This window comes from Parabacteroides sp. MSK.9.14 (assembly GCF_019041495.1).
Taxonomy (GTDB): Bacteria; Bacteroidota; Bacteroidia; order Bacteroidales; family Tannerellaceae; genus Parabacteroides; species Parabacteroides merdae.
On record NZ_JAHPXO010000049.1, the window covers coordinates 1 to 25831 of the forward strand.

The 25831-nt window shown below is 41.7% G+C and carries 16 protein-coding genes and 1 tRNA gene; 4 read left to right on the forward strand and 13 right to left on the reverse strand.

What is annotated here, in order from left to right:
- Nucleotides 1-40: 40 nt before the first annotated feature.
- From KTG12_RS19055 to lpxK, 3 genes are all read right to left on the reverse strand, one after another.
- A tRNA-Phe gene (locus tag KTG12_RS19055) sits at nucleotides 41-116 on the reverse strand.
- Between the two features lie 77 nt (nucleotides 117-193).
- On the reverse strand, nucleotides 194-1225 hold the full coding sequence (gene thiL, locus KTG12_RS19060; RefSeq protein WP_005640445.1) for a thiamine-phosphate kinase: 1032 nt from the start codon (nucleotides 1223-1225) through the stop codon (nucleotides 194-196).
- Entirely contained in the window at nucleotides 1218-2330 is a 1113-nt protein-coding gene (gene lpxK, locus KTG12_RS19065; protein WP_022321291.1) for a tetraacyldisaccharide 4'-kinase, read from the reverse strand. Before lpxK ends, thiL begins: the two co-directional genes overlap by 8 nt.
- Before the next feature lie 270 nt (nucleotides 2331-2600).
- On the opposite strand from lpxK, the gene ung reads away from it, so the two are divergent.
- Nucleotides 2601-3263, forward strand: a complete 663-nt coding sequence (ung, locus tag KTG12_RS19070; RefSeq protein WP_005640440.1) for a uracil-DNA glycosylase — start codon at nucleotides 2601-2603, stop codon at nucleotides 3261-3263.
- A 354-nt stretch (nucleotides 3264-3617) separates the two neighbouring features.
- Here the strand turns inward: ung and sprA are convergent, their stop codons facing one another.
- The 9 genes from sprA to KTG12_RS19115 form a co-directional block, all read right to left on the reverse strand.
- Nucleotides 3618-11069, reverse strand: coding sequence for a cell surface protein SprA (gene sprA / locus KTG12_RS19075; protein ID WP_138273264.1), 7452 nt, complete (start codon nucleotides 11067-11069; stop codon nucleotides 3618-3620).
- Nucleotides 11070-11150: 81 nt separating this feature from the next.
- Nucleotides 11151-11744 carry a Holliday junction branch migration protein RuvA gene (ruvA, locus tag KTG12_RS19080; RefSeq protein ID WP_005645946.1) on the reverse strand — a complete coding sequence of 198 codons (594 nt, stop codon included), beginning with the start codon at nucleotides 11742-11744 and terminating at the stop codon, nucleotides 11151-11153.
- An 80-nt stretch (nucleotides 11745-11824) separates the two neighbouring features.
- A complete protein-coding gene (locus tag KTG12_RS19085) occupies nucleotides 11825-13279 on the reverse strand; it encodes a TrkH family potassium uptake protein (RefSeq protein ID WP_122205084.1) in 1455 nt (484 codons plus the stop codon).
- 66 nt (nucleotides 13280-13345) lie between these two features.
- Nucleotides 13346-14683 (reverse strand): Trk system potassium transporter TrkA, encoded by a 1338-nt coding sequence (trkA, locus tag KTG12_RS19090; RefSeq protein ID WP_005640429.1) that lies wholly within the window; start codon nucleotides 14681-14683, stop codon nucleotides 13346-13348.
- A gap of 30 nt (nucleotides 14684-14713) precedes the next feature.
- Nucleotides 14714-16621: a 1-deoxy-D-xylulose-5-phosphate synthase gene (gene dxs, locus KTG12_RS19095; RefSeq protein WP_138273265.1), complete on the reverse strand. Its 1908-nt coding sequence runs from the start codon at nucleotides 16619-16621 to the stop codon at nucleotides 14714-14716.
- 486 nt (nucleotides 16622-17107) lie between these two features.
- Nucleotides 17108-20179 (reverse strand): DEAD/DEAH box helicase, encoded by a 3072-nt coding sequence (locus tag KTG12_RS19100; RefSeq protein WP_216945510.1) that lies wholly within the window; start codon nucleotides 20177-20179, stop codon nucleotides 17108-17110.
- Between the two features lie 4 nt (nucleotides 20180-20183).
- Entirely contained in the window at nucleotides 20184-20975 is a 792-nt protein-coding gene (locus tag KTG12_RS19105; RefSeq protein WP_057088906.1) for a hypothetical protein, read from the reverse strand.
- Between the two features lie 84 nt (nucleotides 20976-21059).
- Nucleotides 21060-21737: a hypothetical protein gene (locus tag KTG12_RS19110; protein WP_230391796.1), complete on the reverse strand. Its 678-nt coding sequence runs from the start codon at nucleotides 21735-21737 to the stop codon at nucleotides 21060-21062.
- Nucleotides 21738-21953: 216 nt separating this feature from the next.
- Nucleotides 21954-23276 carry an AAA family ATPase gene (locus tag KTG12_RS19115; RefSeq protein WP_216945512.1) on the reverse strand — a complete coding sequence of 441 codons (1323 nt, stop codon included), beginning with the start codon at nucleotides 23274-23276 and terminating at the stop codon, nucleotides 21954-21956.
- Nucleotides 23277-23547: 271 nt separating this feature from the next.
- Between KTG12_RS19115 and KTG12_RS19120 the strand changes: the two genes are divergently transcribed.
- From KTG12_RS19120 to KTG12_RS19125, 3 genes are all read left to right on the forward strand, one after another.
- Entirely contained in the window at nucleotides 23548-24228 is a 681-nt protein-coding gene (locus tag KTG12_RS19120; RefSeq protein WP_250833475.1) for a tyrosine-type recombinase/integrase, read from the forward strand.
- Nucleotides 24216-24506, forward strand: a complete 291-nt coding sequence (locus KTG12_RS21940) for a tyrosine-type recombinase/integrase (RefSeq protein ID WP_250833476.1) — start codon at nucleotides 24216-24218, stop codon at nucleotides 24504-24506. Before KTG12_RS19120 ends, KTG12_RS21940 begins: the two co-directional genes overlap by 13 nt.
- A gap of 136 nt (nucleotides 24507-24642) precedes the next feature.
- Nucleotides 24643-25506, forward strand: coding sequence for a toprim domain-containing protein (locus tag KTG12_RS19125; protein WP_057088957.1), 864 nt, complete (start codon nucleotides 24643-24645; stop codon nucleotides 25504-25506).
- Between the two features lie 91 nt (nucleotides 25507-25597).
- Here the strand turns inward: KTG12_RS19125 and KTG12_RS19130 are convergent.
- A partial coding sequence (locus KTG12_RS19130; RefSeq protein ID WP_216945513.1) for a DUF4121 family protein occupies nucleotides 25598-25831 on the reverse strand: 234 nt, incomplete at its 5' end.

Below are 25831 nucleotides of genomic sequence, written 5' to 3' on the forward strand. Positions count from 1 at the left end.
TATCTCTAATTCAAGGGTTTTCTAAAATTGAAAAGCTTTTTGGTGGTGCCACCAGGAATCGAACCGGGGACACAAGGATTTTCAGTCCTTTGCTCTACCAACTGAGCTATGGCACCGTTGTTTTGTTTAACGGGTGCAAAGATATGAATCTTTTTTGAGTCTTGCAATAGGCAGAGCTACTTTTTACTGATTTTTATTCTTCCAAAGAATTCCAGCCTTGTGCTTTTAGTTCGACTTCGCCTCCATCACGACCTACCAAGTAGTTACCGAGATCGGGTTTTGTAATATGACCGATTACTTTAACACCTTTCATTTCAGATACTTTATCATGATCAGTGAGAGGAACAGTGAAAAGTAATTCATAGTCTTCACCACCATTTAAAGCTGCAGTTACCAAATTCATATTAAATTGTTCAGCCATTGCAGCCGTTTGATAATCGATAGGAATTCTATCTTCATATACGCGACATCCGACATTACTTTCTTTTGAAATATGCAAAAGTTCGGAAGACAGACCGTCTGATATGTCCATCATTGCTGTAGGGATAATCCCCGCATGACGAAGCATCTCTATAATATCTTTACGAGCTTCCGGCTTCAATTGACGTTCCAACAGATATTCTTTGCCTGTAAAATCCGGTGTGAAATCTTTTTCACCTTTAAATATCCTTTTTTCGCGTTCTAATAATTGCAATCCCATATAAGCAGCTCCTAAATCCCCGGAAACACATATCAAATCCGTTTCTTGGGCTCCACTGCGAAGAACAACTTTGTCTCTTTCTCCTTCCCCAATACAAGTGATACTGATACAAAGCCCTGTTAAAGAAGCAGAAGTGTCTCCTCCGACAATATCGACTCCATACACATCACAGGCCAACTTTAGCCCAGCATAAAAATCTTCTACATCCTCAACAGAAAAACGTTTGGAAATACCAAGTGATACAGTGATCTGCTTAGGCTGGCCGTTCATGGCATAAATATCGGAGAAATTTACAACAGCCGATTTATATCCGAGATGTTTTAAAGGTACATAAGTCAAGTCGAAATGAATACCTTCCAATAATAGATCGGTGGTGACAAGCACTTGTCTATCCTCATAGGAGAGGATTGCCGCATCATCGCCTACGCCCTTTATCGTACTATTATTCTTTATTTCAATCCTGTCAGTTAGGTGGCGAATCAAACCGAATTCGCCTAATGTTGATATTTCTGTCCTGTTACTCATATTTGTTTTGTAATATATTATTTTTAGGAAATGTGATAATATGTTTTTTTATTGTCTCATTAAAACTCTGCTCATTGTAAAACCTGATTACAATCGGTAGATAATATAAATATTTCTTCCAACTTTCCGGAACAAGAGGACTGTTTTTTAAACGTGCTGCATCTTTTTCTGTTACTAAGATCAATTTTCCCGGTGAAGTCATCTTTTCGAATATCACATCCAATTTCTTGAAATCTGACTTGCTAAACGTATGATGATCAGGAAAAACGACCGGCAACACTTTATTTGAATACTTTTCTGCCTCACGAATAAATGGAGTGGGAACTGCAATACCTGATATCAACAATATATCATCTTCTTTTCCAATATTTTTATGGTTTAAGAAACGAGCTTCCGAGGGGAATACAGGTTTAACTTCTCCATAAACGATGCTGGTAAAAAAAAGTAACTGGTGAGCCCGCAACTTCATATTTTCTTCAATAACACGAAAATCGATCGGCTTCATATCTTCGTCGCATTTAGTAACAACCACGATATCTGTTCGGTTTATATTACTTATCGGTTCTCTCAGGTGTCCGGTAGGCATTAGTTTATCATTATAAAATAAACGATGGTAGTCACTCAACACGATCGAAAGGGAAGGGTGCACATATCTATGTTGATATGCATCATCTAACAAAATTACTTCAGGTCTGTCTTTTTCAGGGAGGGATAAAAGATTTTGAATCCCCCGGCGGCGATTAGCGTCGACAGCGACAAGTATATCCGGAAATTTATTTTTCATTTGAAAAGGTTCATCTCCGATCTCCAAACTGGAACTTTCAGAATCAGCAAGAATAAACCCCGATGTTTTTCTTTTGTACCCTCGGCTTAATACTGCAATGCGATATTTATCTTTCAGTAAACGTATGATATATTCTGTATGGGGAGTTTTACCCGTTCCTCCTACAGATAAGTTTCCTATGCAGATCACAGGAATAGAATATTGTTCGGAATGTAAAATACCCCAATCAAAAAGTCGATTTCGCAACCATATCCCAATTCCATATAAAAAGGAAAGGGGAGCCAGGTAGGAATTAAGTTTTATTTTGTCATTTTTTTGCATGTAACTTCTTATCTGCTGACAAATATAGTTAACTTATCGGTGGCTGTCTGTTTTTTATTTGTTTATTTCAAAAAGAAGATACAATTTGAATCTCTTTGAAAGATAAGTTTGCGTTTATTCTGAAATATTTTCAGGGAGTTTGTGACTATACACATTTATTGTAGAATTAAGTCAATATCCGGATAAGATATCCGTCGTATCTTTGTTGTCTTCTTGATAATCTCTTGTAAATTATATACTTTTGCATTGTCCCAATTAACATGCTATGCCATGAATGTCAAAATAGAAGAAAGCTGGCGAAAACGCCTTCAGGAAGAATTTGATAAACCATACTTTGAGCAGTTGGTCACATTTGTCAAGAACGAATACAGAAGCGCCCATGTGCTTCCTCCCGGACACCAGATCTTCCATATTTTTAATGCCTGTCCATTCGAGAAAGTGAAGGTTGTTATACTTGGACAAGACCCTTATCCCAATCCGGGGCAATACTACGGAGTCTGCTTCTCCGTCCCGCAAGGAGTTCCCATTCCTGGATCACTGGCCAACATATTCAAAGAAATACACCAAGACTTAGGCAAACCGATCCCCACATCCGGCAATCTGGACCGTTGGGTAGAGCAAGGCGTGTTTCCTATGAACTCGGTCCTGACTGTACGGGCTCACGAAACCGGCTCACATCGGAATATGGGATGGGAAACTTTTACAGATGCAGTGATAAAGAAATTGAGCGATGGACGTGAGAATCTGGTATTCATGCTGTGGGGAAGTTATGCAAAAGAGAAGATCGCCCTTATCGACACCCATAAACACTTGGTGCTGACAACCGTGCATCCGTCTCCACGCTCTGCTGACCATGGTTTCTTCGGCTGTAAACACTTCAGCAAGGCGAATACTTTCCTCCAAAGCAAAGGTATTCAAAAGATTGACTGGTAAGAAGTACGAGTTCCGGACATCCGGGTGTAGCCATTCCGGACATCCGGGTGTGGAGAGCGGTAACATCCGGGTGTAGAAAGGCGGAAGATGGGCATGTTACCAAACTTTTCTGCTTGCTTTTCGTTCTTTTCCTACTTGTTTTAGTAAAAAAGGACCTTTATGTTGAGGGAACTATCTCCACACAGATGTATATCGGCACGGTTCCCTGCGTTTTTGTAAACAATACCGGCTACCCGTTTCAACGGCAGGTAGTGATACAAGTGTAATACAGGAATCCGGTATGTATCACTCCTTGCACACCATGTTTGTCAATGCTTGCAAAACAAAGTGTGATAGAGTGATAGAGAAACTGGATTATTGTGCAAGAGAGAACCGCAAGCTGATACCGTAGTTTGAGTTTGAAGTCGGATAAGATGCACTCGATATCAACGGTTCATTGATCTGAATATCATAGAATGCACGGACCGTCAACGCACGGCTCAAACCGTAATCAGCCGAGAAGGAGATTGTCTTTGCGATGTTACCGCTAGTAGCCTGCGTCAGTTGAGTGTCGATTTTACGAATCAACGACTGCATCTTGTTGAACGAGAAATCGAGGCGAACGGTGAGGTCATTGCTGAAATCACGCGTTTTCTTCATCTTCAAAACCTTGTTGAACTCGGCATATTTGTAACCCAAACCGATCGTCACTTTCTTGGAAAGTGCTTCGACCAATTGGTAGGATGTCGTGTTCAGGCTTAAATTGCGGGTAGTCGAATAGTCCGCCCGAACCGTCACGTTATTCAACAGCGTCGCATCTGCACCCAACAAAGGACTAAACGCTTCGGTAAGGCTGACAGACGAAATCGAATAAGGAGACGATGGTGTCGGGTTATCGTTCAGAATCGACTGGATATATCCCAGTCCGTCCTGCCCGGCATCCACCCAATTCAAGAAGGATGTGAAAGCACCTACCGAATAAGAACAACGGTACTGGTGACTCAACGTCAAGCTCTTGAAATATTTCTTGACAGCCGGAATCTTGATCAAGCCGTCGTAAGTAACGCGCCAGTTAGGCAACATGCTCTTCAACGAAGGGAAAGCCGTCAAGCCTACCTTCTTCGGGTCCTTACCGGTATAAGCGGCCAGAAATGCAGGAATCAGGACATCCGCCGAATTCCGGTTGACGCCGTTCACATTATCTGTTCCCGGATTATAAGGCATTCCTCCCAAGCCTTTATCATGGATAAAGCCCACATCCGGATATTTCAAGCCGGAATACTTGCTTTCGATACGTTGGGCAATGATCTCGCGGTTTGCCAACAACTTGTCAAAAGCTTTCGAAGAATAGTTATTCATAGCATTGCCACTGCCTCCGAATGCGCTTCCCAGCGCGATTGTCGTCATGGTAAAGTTTCCCCCCATAATCTCCGGCATACCTTCATACATAAATTGTATTTCCGTATTACGCGTATCGTTGCGAAGAGCCGTCAAGTCGATCTTCAATCCAGTGATCGGTTCGAGGTTCGCCCGTATATTCAGATTTTTCGTACTGGTCATGACTGCGGCATTCACGTCTCTCTCGGTATCCGTAATCAACCAGCCTTTTTCATATGCCTCGTCTATATAGCTACGACGCACGTCACCGAACGCAAAACCGATCCCCGGGGAAAGTCCGAATGAAGAACGTCCCTGGCCAAAGATATCACCGATCTCCGGACGGAAACCGGGCAGCATCATACCGGCAGAGTTCGTAAACTGAATATTGAAACGGCGCACCATCATCAAAAAGCGGGCACTGTGTTCAACCGCCTTGTAAAGAAAATCCTCAGTAGGGGCCGGTCCCGGTATGATCGTCAACTTCAAGCGCACCGTGTCTTGGTTCAAAATCTTAACTTGTGCGAAGTTGATCGGCTTGAACTTGACTTTGTAGACACGCCCGTCCGTTCTTCTGGCCGTGATTTGCACCTTTTTCGTAAACATTCCATGCTCGACAACCGTAGCGCTGTCCGGACTCAAGACAATTTCTTTTTCCAATTTCGGCTTTTTCTTCTTCTCCGTTTTTTTAGCCGTAGTCCGGGTATTGTTAAACTTCTGGTTGATCTTCTTCAAATATTTGTTTTTGTTGTAGAGAGATAACAGGTTCAAGTTCGCCTGCAAATCGAACTGACGCTGGTTCTTGATCGTATTACCCATCTCGATATCTTCGCTTACCGTCGCTCCACGATCCCAGTTGTAAGTAGCATTGTAGCTCAAAGAAGCATTGGTCCAATCCAGAACCGGGATCAACTGCAACGGCAACTGCCAGGTCGCCATAAACTGCTGGTCATACTTCATCGGGGTTCCCAGATCAGCGATGCTCTTCTTCACGGAATCTTTCCATAACTGGTAACCGTCCGGGTTCAGTTCCTTATTCACCTGCACATACGGTTCTTCGATACGGGCATTCGTACCGGAACTGAACGTTATGTTCAGGTTATTCGTAAAAGCCCAGTTCAAACTGAAAGCACGGTCCCAATAGAAGTTCTGGCTGAATGTCACCGGAATATCGTTAGTGACACCTGTTGCTGCTCCTGTCAGGTCGCGTAATTTTATTTCGTAATAATTCCGCATCATGGCCGTCTGGAAGTTGATAGACGGAGCCACATTAAACGCCAATTGCTTGGCATAGCGCGTATAACCGTTGTTTTTCTTCAATAACTTATCGAATGGCTTGATCGGCTTGACATAAGGCACATAGCTATAGGCAAAATTAGCACGATAGTCTTTCGTCGTTTCATATTCCGTTTCCGGATTTTTCTTATCATTAATACTGTACGAATATCCGAGTGTAAAGTTTGCCGGATCATAAGGCATCGGATTCTTACTCTTGATATTCACACGCACATTATTAAACGAAACACTCTTGATAACCGTCCTATCTTGAGAATAATTACGAATCGAGTCCTTCTCGGCTTTCGTTTCCGCCTTGTCGATAGCATCCTTCAACTTGACATCCTGATCCAGCGGATTGTATTTCGGATCATATGTTTCCTTCGAATAAGCATAATAGAACGGGATACTGACTTGCGCCTTTTCCGGGAACAGCTTACCCAATTCGATAGAGGTCGCCACGTTATACTGTTTGAAGTCTTCCATCCGGCGTTCGTTCAACGACTGGTCGAGAGCACCGAAACCAGCCGTTTCGATACGTCCGCCCACATTCACCGTTCCCAAGTCGGAAAGCGCAACATTCAAATTCGCATTAGCAGCCCACCCACCTTCTTCATTGAAGTCGGTCAGGCGCAATTCGTTCACCCAAACTTCCCCGCTCTTCAACTTATTACGCACGTTACGCACACCGATCATGACTGTCTTCACTTCGGAAAGACTCGGATTACCTTTGACACGGATCGTATTACCATCGTTGTCCGGATCCCTACCAGAATAGACAGTCTGGAAAGACACTCCATTCGTACCGGACCGTTTTTCCCGGTTACGCTCCAGTTTCAGGTCCGTCAGAATCTCCAAACGGAAATTCAACATGTTTTCTGCCGGCCAAACGATTTTCTGGTGTTCCGAATTGTTATAGTTATACTCCCCGTGCGGAGTCAATTTCAACGGTACTTCATATTCGTAATAGTTATTCTTATAGTCCGATCCCAGGCGGATAAAAACAGCGAGATCGCCATCTGCAAGATCGTTTACATCCAATTTCGGAGCCTCGGCATGGGTAAACAGTTGCAAGCGTTTATACTGCCGCAAATCATAATTCGTATTCTTATACACGGCACGTGCATCTTGAGCGGCAAGGTCCGTTATCTTTAAAGAAAGCGCCTGTTCGTTCTCCTGACGGATCTGAGGCTGGCTTGGATCCAGTACACGGCTGACGCCCGGGGGCAATGTATAGCTGACCGGATCCCTGTCACTGTTTTCCTCGATATTGACAGTCGAGACTTCCAATTTACCCTTCACTGCGGGCGGCATCTTCGGATCGGACAAATCCTGCTCGTAGGATCGCCATTCTCCGCGTACCAATTGCAGAGTACCGAAGCGCAACACGACCGATTCCTTAAATCCTGTCATATACATACGCATGAAACGAATCGTCTTGAAATCATTGATTGCCCCCACACGACGCTGGTATTGTTTTACCGGAATCTTAAATTGATACCAGGTAACGGATTCTGTCGTACCATCCGCCAATCTTACTGATGAAGTACGTTTATCCGCAATGAAGTTTTCACCGACAACCGTATCCTGCGGAGTTATCCTGACTTTGTATTCGAAATATTTTTCATTTTTATTCAGAGTATTGTCCTGATTGATGTCTTCTACATCAGGCACGGTCTTGGAAGAAGTGCTGTAGCGCTCGCCCGAATCGTTGATATCTTTCGAGTTTCCTTCCGTTCCATTATAGCGTTTGTAACGTGTTAAGATATCCACCTCCTGAGAATCATAGTCCGAACCACGAAAATAGTGGAACTTGTCACCGGCCGGATCAAAGAAAGGGGACAGCTGTAACGGATCGTTCTCCATCTCGGTTAGGGTTACCGCATTCAATTTCTGGCGTAATTTATTCAGATAATCCTGGTAAGCCGGATATTCCTTTTCTTCATCCGAGGATAAACCGTTCAGGCCGACATCCTGCAACAGACGTGCACCTGCCGTATTGTCGAAGGCATAAACTGTACTCTGCTGTTTTGGAACCTTACCCCAAACAGTATAATCGACCTTAGACGTATCGCCATCGATTGGCAATCCGTTTTCGAAGAACTTCTTTTCATCCTTCAATATGTCTTCCGATATCTCACCCAAATTAAAATACAGATCCCCCCCTGTTGTCTGACGATCATAAATGAACGGATCGAGCATCCAAAATTCGATATATTCGACATTCGCCGTCTCAAAGTCACTCTGGTCTATCTTTCGCATCATTCCACCGAAACGCTTTTCCGGGTTTTGCAATGTTCCGTCAGGATTAATATTATCGGCATCCAAGTTATACGGTCCGCGTTCCTGCGGATAGTAAGCCATGTTCAGAACTGTCAACGTATTACTTTCACTCATGCTTTGCTGCCGTTGCGGGAACAACTCTCTCGTCTCGATAGCACGGACATAATGGTTGGACAAATCTTTTGTCGTAATATATTTCGGACGCAAAGAAGAATTTTTACGCGTGAACAATCCGTCGATCGTGTACCAAGCGAGCAAAGCACGACTTTTCCCGTAATCGATATTATTGGTCAGCCCGGCTTCCGGGAACAATTGGGGCGTACCATCGTCATAAGGCACACTGGACAACTGCCAGGGATAAGGGTCGGAGAGGTCAAAATTGCTCTGTGTCGACTCGAAGTCATCCAGATACGAATATCCACCCGTGTTCTTGTTTTCGTAATGCCCGGCAATCAAATGAGCGAACTCCGCATTGAAAGATATCTGGCTGGGTTTGCTTAGGTTCAGCAACGGCAGCTTGTCGAACATATTGGTAAGCCACTGACTCTCGCCCTTATAAGCCATATTGACACCCCAGAGCGTATTCTTTATCGCTTCGTCGCCCATCGTCGTCTTGGTGGTCAACGGCATTTCGGACATGTGCATGATGGTAGCGCCTACCATCAGATTCGAGTTGAACTGATAGTTCAAGTCCAATCCCATCATGGTCTTACGCTGCATGTTATAGGCTGTCTGGTTTTCCAGCGAGACGCTGACCGGCGTGCCTGCAGAAATAATACTTTCGTTCAGGATCGTTACCACGCCGGAAGTATAGTCAACAGTATAATCTACATTCTCGGTTAATATCGCTCCTCCAGCCGTTACTTTCACTGAACCTCGCGCTACGTTGGAAGCTCCCAACTGTATCTCGGCACCCGAAGAGGCTTTGTATTCCCCCTCCAGTTTGAACTTATTCTTTTCAGCAATCTGTCTGGCGACAGTCAATGTCGAGTCGTAGAGTTCCTGGAATACATATTTGTCAGCAATCGCATCATTGTTAATCTTTTTACGCAGATAGGAGCCGAATGGTTCCACACTTGGAAAAATAATTTTCCCATTATCGGCAAGGACGGTCACACCTTCAATAAAGTCGTATATACCATCCGGATGCGGCTGATTGTTGGAATCATAGCTATCCAGGTTCAGCACTCGTAACAAGATTTGGTTGGCAATCGCCCCTTCCGGCAAATAGTTGACATACGTACCGGTTGTATCGCTTTGATACATGATATTCAACTTGAACTTCTCTTTTTGGACAGAGTAAGCTCCTAATGAATAGATATTTTTCATCATCAGGTCCCAAAAAGGCATATCAGGCGACATGGTAATTCCTTTCAACAACTTCACATACAGGCAAGAGGCAGCCGATGAAGGATTGTCAGTCGAGAACTCACCAACCTGATAAGTCTTTCCATCCGAATAAGTATAATTGTAAGCGACAGCCAATACCTCATCTGCCTGCAACTGTGTTTTCAGCGAGATATACCCCAACTTCGTATTGACCGTATATTCGGACGCATCCAGCAAACGAGCGCTTTCCACTTCTTCATACTCCGTACCGTTAACAAAAGTTCCTCCCAACGCCTGATTTACCGTGCTGATATCACGAGCACCGGTAAATTGTTGGTTAAGGGTATTATATAATGTATTCGTATTATTATAGGGGATAGACAGCGCCCCCGAAGGAGAAACGACCGCCGTATTCGAAATATTATCATGCTCGGCCAGATCGGCAAAAGCGACCACGTTACGCGCCTGGTCATAAGTAGCCCGTTTGTTTGTCACCCAAACTTCCACCTTGCTGATCGTGACGGGAGAGGAAATCGTATTCAGGTTCTTCACCGCCTCATCATAGCGGTCGCGAAAATAGTGTGACAGGAAAAAGTGACGATTCTCGTCATACTGGTCAATCGTCAATTCGAAAGGTTTTGTCTGCACGCCCCCTTTAGAACTGACCGTTTTCGATTCCGACTCCTGCTGTGCAAACAACGCATTGACTCGCAGCTTCCCGAACTGGAGATCCGCTTTCATACCGAACAGGGCTGCTCCTCCGTTGATTAGGGAGTTACTGGTTGTCATACTTACATTTCCGGCTTCCAGCGACTTGATAATTTCATCTTCCTCCCCGGTATAAGCTAATTTCAGTTTTTTGGAGTCGAAATCAAAAGAAGTTTCGGTATTATAGTTCATATCGAAATTCACTTTGCTACCAACCGATGCCTGTACATTCAATTGAACATTCTCATCGAAATTAAAGAAGGTACGGTTACGAGCACGTTCCGGCAAAGAGGGATTTTTGGTTTTATTCTGCTTCAAGCCTAACTCCACTTCGGCCGAACCTTGCGTTTTCACCCGGACACCGCCCGGCCCAAAGATACGTTCCGCCGCACCGATATTGAACTGCATATCAGCTAAGTTGAACTGCTTATTAGCCGCCTTTTGAAATTCTTCCTCGTTTTTCTGGCGATAGTAGGATTGAACGGATTTTTGGAAACTATAATCCTGGTATTCCTCAGGGGTCAACGAAATAGGAGTAGTCAGATCGGCATCACCTAACTTGGTACGGACTACATATGTCCCGGTTCTGATATCATATTCGACCACTGATTTCACGTTATCCGGCGTCTTCAAGTCAGCAGGTGACTGCTTGGTAAGATCCTGATATTCTTCAGGGACCGTCTTAGCTACCGGAAAGCGGGTGCGCACCTTCGGCACCGTATCATCCGGAACGACCAGCTGTTCAGTATCCGGCAACGACATCTCATAGGCCAGAAAATCCGTATTCATAGAATACAGACCTGCACCAAACAGTAGAATTGTTATCCAGAGTATAAATTTCAGTGTCCTTCTCATGTTAATTGACAATTGACAACAGACAATGACAACCGACAATTCCAAATTCTCCTAAATTGCCAATTGCCAATTATCCATTGCTTAAAGCATTCTTAGGGCTGTTTTAATGACCTGCTCGACAGCCAGTGCAGGCGAACCTTTCAATATCGAGTTAACCGCCTTTTGCGAAGCGGCCTTCTGGAATCCAAGCATAACCAATGCCGCCACTGCTTCTTCTGTGACAGCACCACTGGCAGCGACAGAAGAGGAGCCACCTGTCACTGTCATTCCCTCTATCGGCTTTACCTTGTTTTTGAGATCAACTAGAATACGTTGAGCTGTTTTCAATCCGATTCCTTTGACTGACGTCAGAGCTGTTTCGTTCTTATCAGCAATCACCCGGATCAATTCGGATGGTGACAGGGAAGAAAGGATCATCCGGGCAGTATTGGGACCGACTCCCGACACGGAAGTCAACATCAGAAACAGTTCGCGCTCATCTTTTCCTGCAAAGCCAAAAAGCAAATGGGCATCTTCACGTATTACTTCGTACACGTAAATCTTCCCGGTCGGTTTCCCATTATAAAAAGTATATGTATTCAAGGAGATATTCAGTTCATAACCGATTCCGGCACATTCCAAGATCATCCTGGCCGGTGTCAGTTCTACTATCTCTCCCTTGATATATTCTATCATGTATCTTACGTCTTTATGATTCGCACCTATTATAACGCAAAATTAGACAAAAGCGTATATCCGAACTATCTTTTTTGGTATTATTGTTTCCAAAACCCCGGCAACAAGATTGTCAGCACCGTAAAGATCTCCAAACGTCCGACCATCATCAGAAAAGACAAGAACCATTTCGATACCACCGGAACATCAGCATAGTTTCCGACCGGTCCCAGACTACCAAGTCCCGGTCCAACGTTACTGATCGAAGAGATAGTAGCCCCGATCGTCTCCTCAAATCCTACCCCATCGATCATCAGCACCATACAGCTGACAAATATTAAAGCAATATAGGCAAAAGCGAACGCCAATACCCGGTGGACGATATCACCAGAAACAGCATGCCCGTTCATTCGTACCGGAATAATGGCATGTGGATGCGTCTGCTTCTTAAACTCATTAAAGAGGTTCTTGGTCAAAATCACAAAACGGCCCATTTTCAAACCTCCACAAGTAGAGCCAGCACAACCACATACCACCATCAGAACTAGCGCTAACAGCCAGAAAAACGGTCCCCACGGAATATAATCGACCGTTGCAAACCCACATGTAGACACCAATGTCACGACCTGGAATACCGTTTGCCTAAAAGCTGTACCAAAATCGTCCACAAATCCTTTATACATGATCCAGACTGTCGATATTGCCGTAATAATCAGTACGAACCAGAAAAACCAGCGTGTTTCTTCATCCGCAAATAACTTCTTGGGCCTACCGTTAAAAAAGAAATATATCAAAGTAATATTGGTCGCACCGATAAACATAAAAATCGTAATTATATATTCGATATAGGCAGAGTCCCAGTAAGCGATACTGGCATTTTTCGTGGAATAGCCACCTGTAGAAATACAAGTGAGCGCATGATTGACAGCGTCATACAAGTCCATTGGACCCGCCCATAAAAGACCAATAAGGATAATGGTCAGGAACAAATAAACTCCCCACAGGCGCTTGGCCACCTGGGTAACACGCGGACGGAAACGTTCGTGCGTGATACCCGGAGTCTCGGCATTGAACATCTGGGTAGCCCCACCTCCGATAATAGGCATCAGCGCTACGGTAAACACGATCATTCCAATACCGCCCTGCCATTGCGTAAGGCTCCGCCAAAACAATATCCCGTGCGGAAGAGCTTCGATATCGGTCAATATGGTAGAGCCTGTCGTCGTAAAACCAGACATCGTTTCGAAATAAGCATCCGTCACATTATCTATATAGCCACCTAAATAGAATGGTAACATCCCCAAAAGGGAGAAAAGAGCCCAAGTTAATGTAACAGTCAGCATCCCTTCCCTGCGCCCGGCCGTATGTTCATTGGCTCGTAGTCCGATCAGCATAAAAAGGACTCCCGTTCCGAACATGATACCACTCGACTGAAGAAGCGGATAGAAGTCATTTCCTTCATATAAGAAAGCGACTGCCGTTGCAGCCAGCATAAACAACGTCTCAAGGATGAACATCATCCCTAACATCTTAATTATAAAACGAATGTTCAGCATAATATGCTATTAACAATTGACACATTGAACAGAGAAAAGAGACAACCCAGAGTTGTCCATTGACAATTAATTAAAGTAGTCCTCCAATTTACGCATAGCCGTATCCAAACAGAACACCACAACGTGGTCATAAGCTTGGATATGTGTATCACCCTTGATCATCATAGGCTCACCGTCACGAATCAATCCGCCCAACGTCAAATCTTTCGGAAGATTCAGATCTTTTACCTGCTTACGGGTAATTTTCGAATCGGGACGGGCAACAAGTTCCGCCACATCTGCATTGGCAAAAGTTAAACACTTCACGTTCGACACGTCTGCATCCAACAGGAATTGGTAGATATGGCTGGCAGCAATCAGTTTCTTATTGATAACCGAGCCGATGTCCATGCTCTCCGCTAAAGGTATGTAGTCGATATTTTCGATCTTAGCGATAGTCTTGAATACTCCGGCGCGTTTAGCAGCCAGACAAGCCAAGATGTTCGTACTCGAATTATCCGTCAGTGCGATAAATGCCTGTGCATCTTTGATCCCTTCCTGCATCAACAGATCGGTATCACGTCCGTCTCCATTGATGATCAAGACATTTCCAGGGACAACCTCAGCTATACGGTGACTCTTTTCTTTGTTAGTCTCGATTACTTTTACACGGATATTGTTCGGAAGGTACTGGCAGGTACGGATCGCAATACGGCTTCCACCCATAATAATGACTTTCTTTACTTCGGGGTCTCGCTTGCCCGCATGCAACCGGACGTCTTCGATATGGCTTTTAGTCGTTGTAAAAAAAACGATATCTCCCGATTCTATACGATCCGTACCACGGGGAATAATGGTCTCGTTCTGCCGTTTGATGGCAACGATATGATAGAGTTTCTGTTCGTTCAGTAATTCGGACAGATGTTTGTTCACAAGTCGGGAATTATCGCGCACCTTTACACCGATCAGAATCAGAGCGCCTCCGAACAACTCCCAGTATTGCCGAGTCCACGGGCGTCTGACAGCCGTAACAATTTCTTTGGCTGCCAGCATTTCCGGGTAAATCATGGAATCGATCCCCATTTTTTCAAACAGTTCCTTGTTTTTAGGGAGCAAATATTCGTAATTGTTGATACGCGCCAACGTCTTATGTGCTCCTAATTTAGAAGCCAGAATGCTGGCTGCCACATTGGTCGTTTCTTCCGGCGTGACACTGACAAACAGGTCGGCCTTTCTGATACCGGCTTCTTCCAGGTCCCGAATGGATGTCGGATTACCCACCATAGGAAGGATCTCCATGCTTGAATTCGTGAAATTCAAACGTTCCTCATTCGGATCCATCAGGATAATATCCTGCTTCTCCTGTGATAACATTTTTGCCAGGTGGGTTCCTACTTCACCGGCTCCGGCTATAATAATTTTCATTTTATATAATAGATTAATTATAAGGATATATTATCCTCTGATAACCATCTTTTTTATTTCTCCTGCAATACTTTTGGCATCCATACCACACAGTTTATACAGTTCGGGAATCGATCCATGTTCGACAAACTCATCCGGCACACCAATCCGTTTTACCTGAGGAGCATATCCGTTATCAGCCATAAATTCCAAAACAGCACTGCCCAGTCCACCTTTGATTACGCCGTTTTCAACAGTGATGACACGACTGAACCTCTTACCGACTTCATGCAGCAGTTCTTCATCCATCGGTTTTAAAAAAATCATATCATAATGGGCAATCGATATACCATCACTTTCAACCTCCTTTATGGCCTTTATCACTTCGTTGCCAATAGGTCCAAGTGACAAGATCGCAATATCATCCCCATCACGAAGTTTCTTGCCTTTCCCGATCGGAAGGATATGCATCTCATTCCTCCAATCTGCCATCTCTCCCTTACCGCGTGGATAACGGATCACAAAAGGGCCGTTACATTCCTTATACCCGGTATACATCAAATTCCTTAAATCCAGTTCGTTCAAAGGAGATGAAATAACCAAGTTCGGGACTGGACGCAGATAAGTGAGGTCGAACACCCCGTGATGGGTCGCCCCGTCTTCGCCTACTAGACCGGCACGGTCCAGACAGATTACCATATGAAGATTCTGAAGTGCAACATCGTGTATCACCATATCGTATGCCCGCTGCATGAAAGAAGAGTAGACATTGCAGAATGGGATCATTCCCTCTTTGGCAAGTCCGGCAGAGAAAGTTACCGAATGCCCTTCGGCAATCCCGACATCAAACGCCCGTTTCGGAAACGCTTTCATCATATAAGTCATAGAACAACCTGTCGGCATAGCAGGAGTGACCCCCACGATCCGTTCGTCCTGTTCAGCCAGCTCGACAAGGGTATGTCCGAAAACATCCTGATAAAGTTGAGGTTCGTTCAACTTATGGACAATGATCCGTTCTCCTGTTTCTTTATTGAACAGCCCTGGTGCATGCCATTCCGTTGCCGACTTTTCAGCAGGCTTGAATCCTTTGCCTTTTTTAGTTTTGATATGTAATAGTTTCGGACCTTCCATATCCTTTATATCATTCAGAACCTTGATCATATAACCGACATCATGCCCGTCGATCGGACCAAAGTAACGGATGCTGAATCCCTCAAACAGATTATGTTGTTGAGTAAGCAATGCTTTCAGACTATTGTTAAAACGAAGGATATTTCCCCGACGGTCATTATTGATCAGTTTCATCTTCCGCAATCCGCGGTACACATCATAACGCATTTTATTATATGCCTGACTGGTTGTGATATCCACCAAATACTGACTCAACCCACCGACCGCATGATCTATTGCCATATCATTATCATTGAGAATGATAAGTAGGTTGTTTGGATTAGCCGACGCATTATTCAGACCTTCGAACGCCAACCCACCCGTCATGGCTCCATCACCGATCACAGCTATTACATGCCTGTCTTTTTCCCCTTTCAACGCAGAAGCGACCGACATACCCATAGCCGCCGAAATGGAATTTGAAGCATGTCCGGCAACAAATGCGTCATAAGGGCTTTCCAGAGGATTAGGAAATCCACTGATTCCTTTAAATTTTCGGAGCGTATGAAAAGCCTCTCGACGTCCAGTCAGTATTTTATGACCATACGCCTGATGCCCCACATCCCATACAATACGATCATAGGGAGTATTAAAAACATAGTGTAGTGCAACCGTCAGCTCTACCGTACCGAGACTTGCCCCAAGATGTCCCGGATTCTCCGATAGTACATCTATTATATATTGACGCAACTCTGCACATACCTCTCCCAATTTATCGGGGGACAACTTGCGCAAATCCTCCGGGTAATCAATGGAATTTAATATGTGTTCATCCTTGCATTCTGTCATAATCGCTATAATTTTGTGGCAAATGTAAAGAATTAACGGGAGATAAAATAGTTTTAGTATGTCATTCTTTAGCAGTATGACACAATTAAACCGCTTCTTCTCCTTTCCCTATAATCAAATTTAATCCTGTTTTGCATTTTCGTATGTAACACAAACAAACTCATTTGCCATAAAAACAAAAAAGCAGTCACAAATAATTGTAACTGCTTGATTTTCAGTGGTGCCACCAGGAATCGAACCTTTTGATTAGACTTATTCTAATTCCTTGATTTACATCCTCTTTTTGCTTTATATCTTATAAAAACCATCGAATTAGCTTTACACTAAATTCATCGCTTTTCTTTATCAATTCGACAATCATTATCTTTTTGACGATACAAAGGTAGGTAAAAAGTTCGATTTCTGCAAATATAAATAGCTTTTTTATCATTTTAGAGCCTGTTTAAATTATTATTGAAGAAAATTTAAACGGGCTCTAAATCACTTCTATGTTTTTGTTTTCCGACATTTATAATGACATTCTACTCTCATATACTTTTTATTATATTTCTCTTTGAGCATTTCATAGGTTAACACTCCTTCTTTGATACATGAGGCAAAAACTTTTATATCAGTAGGTAAATCGGAGTTTTCTTCATGTAAATTCAGTTTTTCTATAAGCACCTGAACAAAAGCACCGCAAGTATAACTTACATCTGGAATAATTTTGAGTACAAATTGTCTCGCATGTAACAGCTTTTTATCTTGTTTGCATTCCATGGTCTGTTCAATCTCCAATAAAGACAGACCTTTTACGTACATTTCAACAAGCGTAAAGAACTTTTTGATTCCACTTTCCGTCCAAATGTTAATATCTTTAGAGAGTACAAATTTTCTAGCATTTTCAGCATTTATCGAACTTGAAAAGAATTTATCCATCAATTCCATATTTTCTTTCATCACAGACAGCAAATGTCCTAGTATATACAGAACATTTTGACTGTCCAGGTTAGCTATGAAGGGCACGTTGATGGATTCATAGAATACCATTAACAAATCCTGATCAACACTGGTCTTTGCAGACAACACAGACAGCCACTTGGGCTGCTCTACATTTTCTACCCAATTGCCAACCATAGCATCCAAATGGGTATTAAACTCTGTTGCCCTACCTTTCACGCTCATTTGATATGCATAGAATGTCTTTCCATACTTACGTTTCACATCAGCCACATCTGACTTAAAATGATTCAATATTAAATCACTATCCACATTTATCTCGGCATTAAAGTAATCTGCAAGAGGATCCTTTATATCTAGACAGCGATCGCCTTTAGAAAAAATCTCATCACGCACCGTCATCCAATTACCTTTTACCACATTATCCAGATAGGTCGCAATGATGGATGGTATCAGAATAGCCGTTCCGTGCGAACGGAAACCTGCTCGACCAGCCCTTCCTGCTGCATTCAATATCTCGTGAGCCTTGATTTGCTCCATGCTATTTCCATCAAATCTTTTGTCGCCAGCAATGAGAACTATATCAGCTGGTAAATTGATACCTTGAGCCAAGGTAGGTGTAGCCACCAACACATTCACGCCGTCCTTGCTTTTGAAATAATGCTCCGAGATAATACGCTCTTCTGGCAACAGATTACCATGATGTACAGTAGCTGAATTTGATTCAAAAAGATACGAATACTTTTCACCGCCTAATTCCATTGTTATAGCATTATACTTTTCACTTTCGTAGCGCTTTATCCAGTCAACATTTTTCCCTTTCAAAAGTTCATTTATATGGTTACGTATTGAATTGGCATCAACAGGTTTGGTCGCAAAGATTATTGTCTTGTAATGAATAGCTGCATAACGACTTGCCACCTCTGCAGCCACATAGTTGTAGTTTGCTGAAAGTTTCCACTCACTATTTGCCTTCAGATGAATATCTCTGCCTGTTAACTCCACCAAGCAATAATTTGCTTTGTTTACATCATCCCATGTTGATTTCAAACTGAATATGCAGTGGGGATTTACCTTCAGCATTCTTTGTAGTGCTACTGTCGGATTTTTACTCTTATTTTTACTCTTTGATACAGTAATAATTTTCCTTAATCTATTGATTTCTTCCTCATTATAGACCAAGCATCCCTGCAACTGACAAGTAGGCTTCCATGGGTTGTCAAGTAACACACACTCGCGACCAGTCACCGACTTAATCCAACCAGCCACATCAGCTCCATTCCGTACCATTGCAGAAACGAAAAAATAATCTGCTTTAGGTATAATGTCGAGCAGTTCCACAACAAGCGTCATAGCATCATTCGCACGTTTGTCATCAAAATTGCCATTAACCAAATGAAACTCATCAAAAACAACCAATCCCACATTATTCAATTTTTCTGGGTTCAGGCGTAATAACGCAAGACAACGCTCAGGTGTCATCACCATTATAGTACTATCTTCCTCCTCCTCTTCAAACCAAGAGAACTCTGCATCTCTATTCCGAATTGACATATTCATTCTTTCAGTCAACTTATTCAAACTGTTGTTAACTTGATTTTCTAATGCATGAGTAGGAACAAGATATATAACCCGCTTATCTGCCAGCAAACAAGAGGCTATTTTCAATTCAGAAAGAGTTGTTTTTCCTGCACCTGTAGGGTAAGTAATCACTGACGACACACCAACATTCAATATCCCCTTACTGATTGCATCCAAATGGTTCTCCCATAAAAAAGGTCTTACTACCGCTTGCTTTTTTAATGCCTCTTGCCAACTTTTCTTTTTCACTCCTATGGGAGTAGATACATTAATCACAGCATGACTCCACATCTCCTCACACGATAGTATAAACAGAGTTGACAATATATATGGAGCCACATATACGTCTCTGAGAGCAATGAGCTTATCCTCATAAACAGACAGTTCTCTGACTTTTAAAAAAGAATTGATTGTATACGCTTTTTTACCCAATAGCGAAATTGAAAACTGCTTTATTCCCGTCACTAGTTCTTTCCAAAGTAGCCATTCCGTATATTGTTGTAAATCATTATATTCCTTTGGTTCATTGATCGTCAAACTTTGTAGTTCATGTAAATTGCCGCTCACCAGAAGTTTGATAGAGTTATATAATTTCTTCACATATTGGTCAGCCTCTCTGCGTACACAGAAACCCTCCGCAACCTCTTGTGCATCAGCAAAATTACCACTTATAACATATAAGAGAGATGCATAAAGGTCGGATGGAATATAATTCAAATCCAATACCTCATCCTCGTGTACTTCTTTTATTTTGAACAAGAGTTTTCGGGCAGTTGCTGCAACAAAAGCCATTGATTTTCGTTTATCAGTCTGGGAATTTGCAAAAAGATACAGTTCTAGGGTGTTAGATAGTATATTAAGTTTTTTCCCATCACTTTTAAGCACTTCCAAATCAAAAGGCTCACCATCCTCATATTTTGCGCTAAGGCTAATTATTTGAGCATAAATCTTTGTTAGAGTTACGGGTAGTAACTCTTCAGTAAAGCCTTCCACATGAGGAATTTTTTTTATCAATTCTTCAGTTACGAAATTGTACATAGTGTTAGATGTATGATTTCAGTTTCGCTAAAACTCTCTGTTGCAAATCGCTCATCCACTCCCGTTCCTTGTCATCTAAGCAGATTGTTGCTGCCGATCTTCTGTGAACATCGCCTCCTGAAATTACTGTATCATAATCTTTGAACAGTCTTTTCCGTCCTTCATCAGAATTGTGAATTTTCTGACGGGTTATGCTGACGTGATACTGACGATATTTTTCATTTACAATATCATTTTGAATGTGTTCAAATTGTTCTCCTAACCTATGCCCAATCAGCGCTTCTGTTTGCTGGAAGATTGCATTATTTTTCACTCCATTCTCCATTTCAGAAAACTCTGGCCATACTTTATCTCGAATTGTTGTGCGAGCATCATTTGTACATTTATCCTCTGTTATCACAATTCGCTCTATCATATTATCAGGTGTGAGTTTTATAGCAAAACCATCAAATCCGTGCATGGAAGGCTGTGAATGAGGTGATTGTTGAAAAAAAATATTACCTTTATTCTGGTTGGCTAATTGTAACCAAGAGATCATTTGAAATAACCATCCATCAATCTTATACATATCTTCTTTGGTTACATTTCTCTTTTCTAACTCTTTAATCAAAAAATCAACAGCTTTCTTGTCCACCTCTCTTGGATTTGAAGCTAATCCATTAATAACTTTTGATACATGACCACAATTTCCAAGGATGAGTTGGCAAATTTTATTTGCTAACTCATCCTTGTCTGTTACTTGATATTCAAAGTCATAACAGAGTCCGTCCAACTGTTTATTATTGATTGATATCATAGCTTAGAATTAGTAATTTTGTACCCATCAAGATTACATCTATACCCCTTAAAGGAATCTTGAGAGGAAATTGCATATTTATATTTATGGTGTGAAGTGTTTATAGAACCAAAAATATTCACACAGTAAGGACCAGTATATAGGATGTTTAATCCGATTTACGATATCAAGAGGAATGCCACTATCCATCATAATATTTTGCCGTAAAGGTTCATCACTAATAGCAGCCTTTACTTCTTCTATATTATATATGCGACTTGTAGCTATATGATACCAAGCTTGCCGAATGATTCTCAAGCGCTCATGCTCCAATGCTAAGTCCTCAATAGTATTAGATAATTCAATCTGACGCTGGGAGGACTTGACTATTTTCGATATGCCAATAGTTCCATTTTTATTGTATATAATTAAATCGTTTATATTAGGAATGAAAAATAATGGGACAATCAATTTATTTCCTCTATGCTCATTACAGCATAAATGCATTTTAGAAGGATATAATTTTTTCTCCTTGTCTTCATCAATGAAAAGACTACCATCGCATGACAATACTAGGTTTTCATAAGCGCAAAAATGAGGATATGGTGGTCCGCTGCGCCATTTTCGCCTTGTACCGTTTAGATGTTTGTAAACGACATTTTGTTTAAAATTCTTATTAAACCGTTTATAATAATTAATCTTCTTAAAATCTATCTTGTTTTGTTTGGTTACAGAGTTATGAGGCATCACATGTTCTAAGGAAATGTGTTGATTTACTTCCATATGCCTCATGCAATAACAGCAGAATCCATTCTGTTCCCTGTAAAGCAATTTCTCCATTTTATGATTTCTCTTAAATGAAGCATAAGTACAATTTACATATTGTCCATCTTGTTCATTCCACGATTCACATAGGAAACGATTTACAATTTGATGACCTTTACGCCGCCTTCCTTTATTATGCTTATCAATCCAAAACATATATCTAATGATGCGAGGTTATTCTTCCTTCCATTTATTGATTAATTGCAATGCTTTTTTTTCTCCCAACATTTTTTCTAATTCCTTGCGTCTCATGTTGAGTAGTTGTGTATTTTCCATTTGCATAGCTCTTTTTATTGCCATTTGTAGAAATTCCATCTCCTCGTTTCTAGGAGCTCCTCCCATCCAATCCAGTAATACATCATCGTAATCAATACCAAAAAGGTCTGGCAATTCATGCGGTTGCTTCTCTCCAGCTACAAGTCTGAATATTTTATTTTGTTTCTCGTCCGCTGACAAGTTGCTTACTATTAATGGAGAGTGGGAAGTCATTATGAATTGTAATTTTGGGAATGTCTGTGTAAACCGTTTTACAATTTCTGTTTCTAACGAAGGGTGTAAGTGCAAATCAATTTCGTCTATCATAACTAATCCTGTAGGTTCTACATCTACTCGCCTGTTTAACAAATAAGCCCGGTATGCCAGATCTAAGACAATGGAATATAACCGTTTATATCCGGCTGGAAGTCTGTCAAATTTGATTTCCTTTTCTGATTTTAAACGAAGCCACAGTTCTGGTTTTTGTTCTTCATCAAATAAATAGAAAAGGCGATCTATCTCAAAAGTAGTATCGCATATATCACGATTAAGTACTAGAGAAAACTGCGTCAACTTTTTAGTAACAAATGCAACTTCATTACGTGTGAATGTGTCTGTATCATCATCTAGCTGTTTTAGTTTAGCCATTGAATTTAATAGTCGTCGTTGCCATATTTCCACACATGCTGTTTCATTATCCCATTGGTAATAGCCAAAGTTGCGTAATGTTTTTCCATTTGCAGCCATTTGTTGCTTGGCAAAGGAGGATATATTTGTGAGTGTATGCGGAAAAGAATCCGAAAAATATGCGAGTAATGGCAATTCATCGTATTTCCTATACAATTGCATCAGATGTTGATAAGCAGGCCTATAGCGTGATGGATTAAGTGAAGATCCACTAGTTGAACGGCGATACATATCCCATTCTATATTTTCTCCTTGAAAAGTTATTTGTCCATGAAAATTGGCATCAGCAGTTACATCCTCTGAATCTTTTCTTCTATGAAATTCATCATATTTGATGGATTTCATTTTTAAATCAGGATTTCCTGCCGACAAGAAGTCATCCCCCATTGAACGGTCATTCGTAAACATAAAATAAAGCGAGTAAACCATAGCTCTAATGAGTGTGGTCTTTCCAGCACCATTGCGTCCGATAATAATGGACACACTAGGTGCAAACTGTATATCGAAATGGTCGAAACACAAGAAATTGTCTATAGAGAGTTTTTGATACAACATAAAATTTCATGTTTTTGGAGTACTATTGCAAATATAGAGATAAAAAATTAGAAAACAAAGGATTCAATAATGTAATCTTCGTGAGGTGATAACCATCAGAGAATCAAGTTTAAGAGCTTTATGTTTCAGATTTCATTACACTTCTTCAACATAGCTTTACGTATCATTGTCTAAATATTGATGTTGGTTTACTTGGTTTCTGATATTCATTTATAGGTAATTGAATTTGAAATGTAGTTTCTTCGCAGGAAAAACTATAATCCATAAAATTATGATGAAATCGGATATGAGTTATTGCCGGAAGACAGCTGTAGACCAGGTTATTTCAGATTTTCTTTTCCATTGTCAATATGAAAAGAACTTGAATGAAAAGACAATTTATGCTTATCGTTCTGACTTGTATATGTTTAAAAGGTATATTCATGAGTTGTATCCTTCGGTTGTATTTGAGCAGGTGTCAAAAGATATGCTGAAAACGTACCTGCAACATATATCGACTTACAAGCCTAAAACGGTGAAGAGAAAACTGGCATCCCTGAAGGCTCTGTTTAACTACTATGATTTTGAGCACGATGACTTTCTGAACCCTTTCAGAAAATTGAGTATTCACTTTAAAGAGCCTTATGTTCTTCCGATGATAATGACGTGCAATGAGGTGAAAGAGATACTTAAATATCTTTACAAATTAAGGGCGGATAATCCTGATACGGGCGATTATGCCTATAAGGCACAGACAAGGGATATTGCGGTTGTAGAACTTTTATTTGCCACCGGTATACGCGTTTCCGAATTGTGCGAGTTGTCATGTGATGCCGTTGACTTAAAGCAGGCAACTATTAAAGTTTTTGGAAAAGGCAGCAAGGAACGGATCATACAGATTTGTTCGGTGGAGGTGTTAAAAATACTCAGGCAATATCAACATCTGTTTGCTCCTTCCGAATGTTTTTTATAAATAGGTTAGGAAACAGGCTGTCCTCACAATCCGTCAGGCTGTTAATCAAGCGATGCCGGGAAGAAACAGGGATTGGGAAAAAAATCACTCCGCGTACTTTCCGCCACACTTTTGCCACATTGTTGCTGGAAGAGGATGTGGATATCAAATACATCCAGAATTTGTTGGGGCATAGCAGTATAACCACCACGCAGATATATACCCATGTCAACATGAATAAACAAAAGAAAATTTTATCCTCCAAGCATCCACGTAAGAAGATGGAAATGGAGGAGTGATATCTATTGCCATGTCCATGCCTTGATTAATAAAACGGGGTGTCATCTGATGACTTTTGATGCCATCTGATGCCATTGCTTTTCATGTTTCAGATATAAAGCGGTTCTTTGCCCAAATCCATATAAATGAGACGTTATGAACATACAAGAAGCAAAGAATATCAGGCTTGTTGATTTTTTAGCCGGATTCGGACATGAACCGGTAATACAGCGTGGAAACAGTGTATGGTACAAATCGCCCTTCAGGACGGAAAAGGAGGCTTCCTTTAAGGTTGACCTTCATAAGGAAGTGTGGTATGACTTCGGACTGGGAAAGGGTGGTGACATTATAACGTTAGCCAAGGAGATTTATCGGACGCAGGACATAAGCCATGTGTTACGATGTATTGAGGATAAAAGAGCGGCTTTGAAACCGGTTATTCTTTCCTGTCCATTTGAAAAGGCATATCCCACCTTTCAGGACTTGAAAATCACTCCTCTTGCCAACCGGATACTGCTTGCCTATCTGAAGGAACGGTGCATTGATTTGGAAACTGCCCGAAAAGTATGCAGGGAAGCCTATTTTAAACGGAACGGGAAGAATTATTTTGCCATCGCTTTCCCTAATATTTCTGGAGGGTACGAGATACGGAACAGGTATTTCAAGGCTTGTATCGCTCCCAAGGACATCACCTGTATCATTAGCACGCCGGAGAGCAGGATTTGCTATATTTTTGAGGGGTTTATAGATTTTCTGTCTTTCAGGCCGGCTTTTCCATCTTTGGAAGAGGGGGATTATATAGTGTTGAATTCTGTCAGTAACTTACAGAAGGCTTTTTCTTTCCTTTCACGATATGACGGCATCTGTTGCTGTCTGGACAATGATACCGCCGGAAAAAATGCGGTGCAGGCATTAAAGGACAAATACGGAATTCGTATATGCGATCTCTCGCATGAATATTCCGGATATAAGGACCTGAATGAATATCTGCGCGGGAAAAACAATCAGCTCCATATATAATAATTGAAAAGACTGTTTAATGATATATCCTTATTTCCATCCTGCCGCATGTGGCAGGATGCAGGGTGATTTTTAATGTGGCGATACTGTGTTAATAGTAGAATGTGGTCAGATGTGTTTTATGGTCTTTTACAATCTTTACTTTCTGCATCTGTCCGTATATTTCACGCACGGATACCGGACAGTTCATCTTTTCCCACTCTTCCGGGGAAATCCTCATGTCGGAATGCCTGAAACATAGTATGACCATCTCCTTGGAATCCTCTTCTGCGAATATGAAACCTTCATGGTCATTGACAAACTGCTTGAGTCCATCCTCATCCTT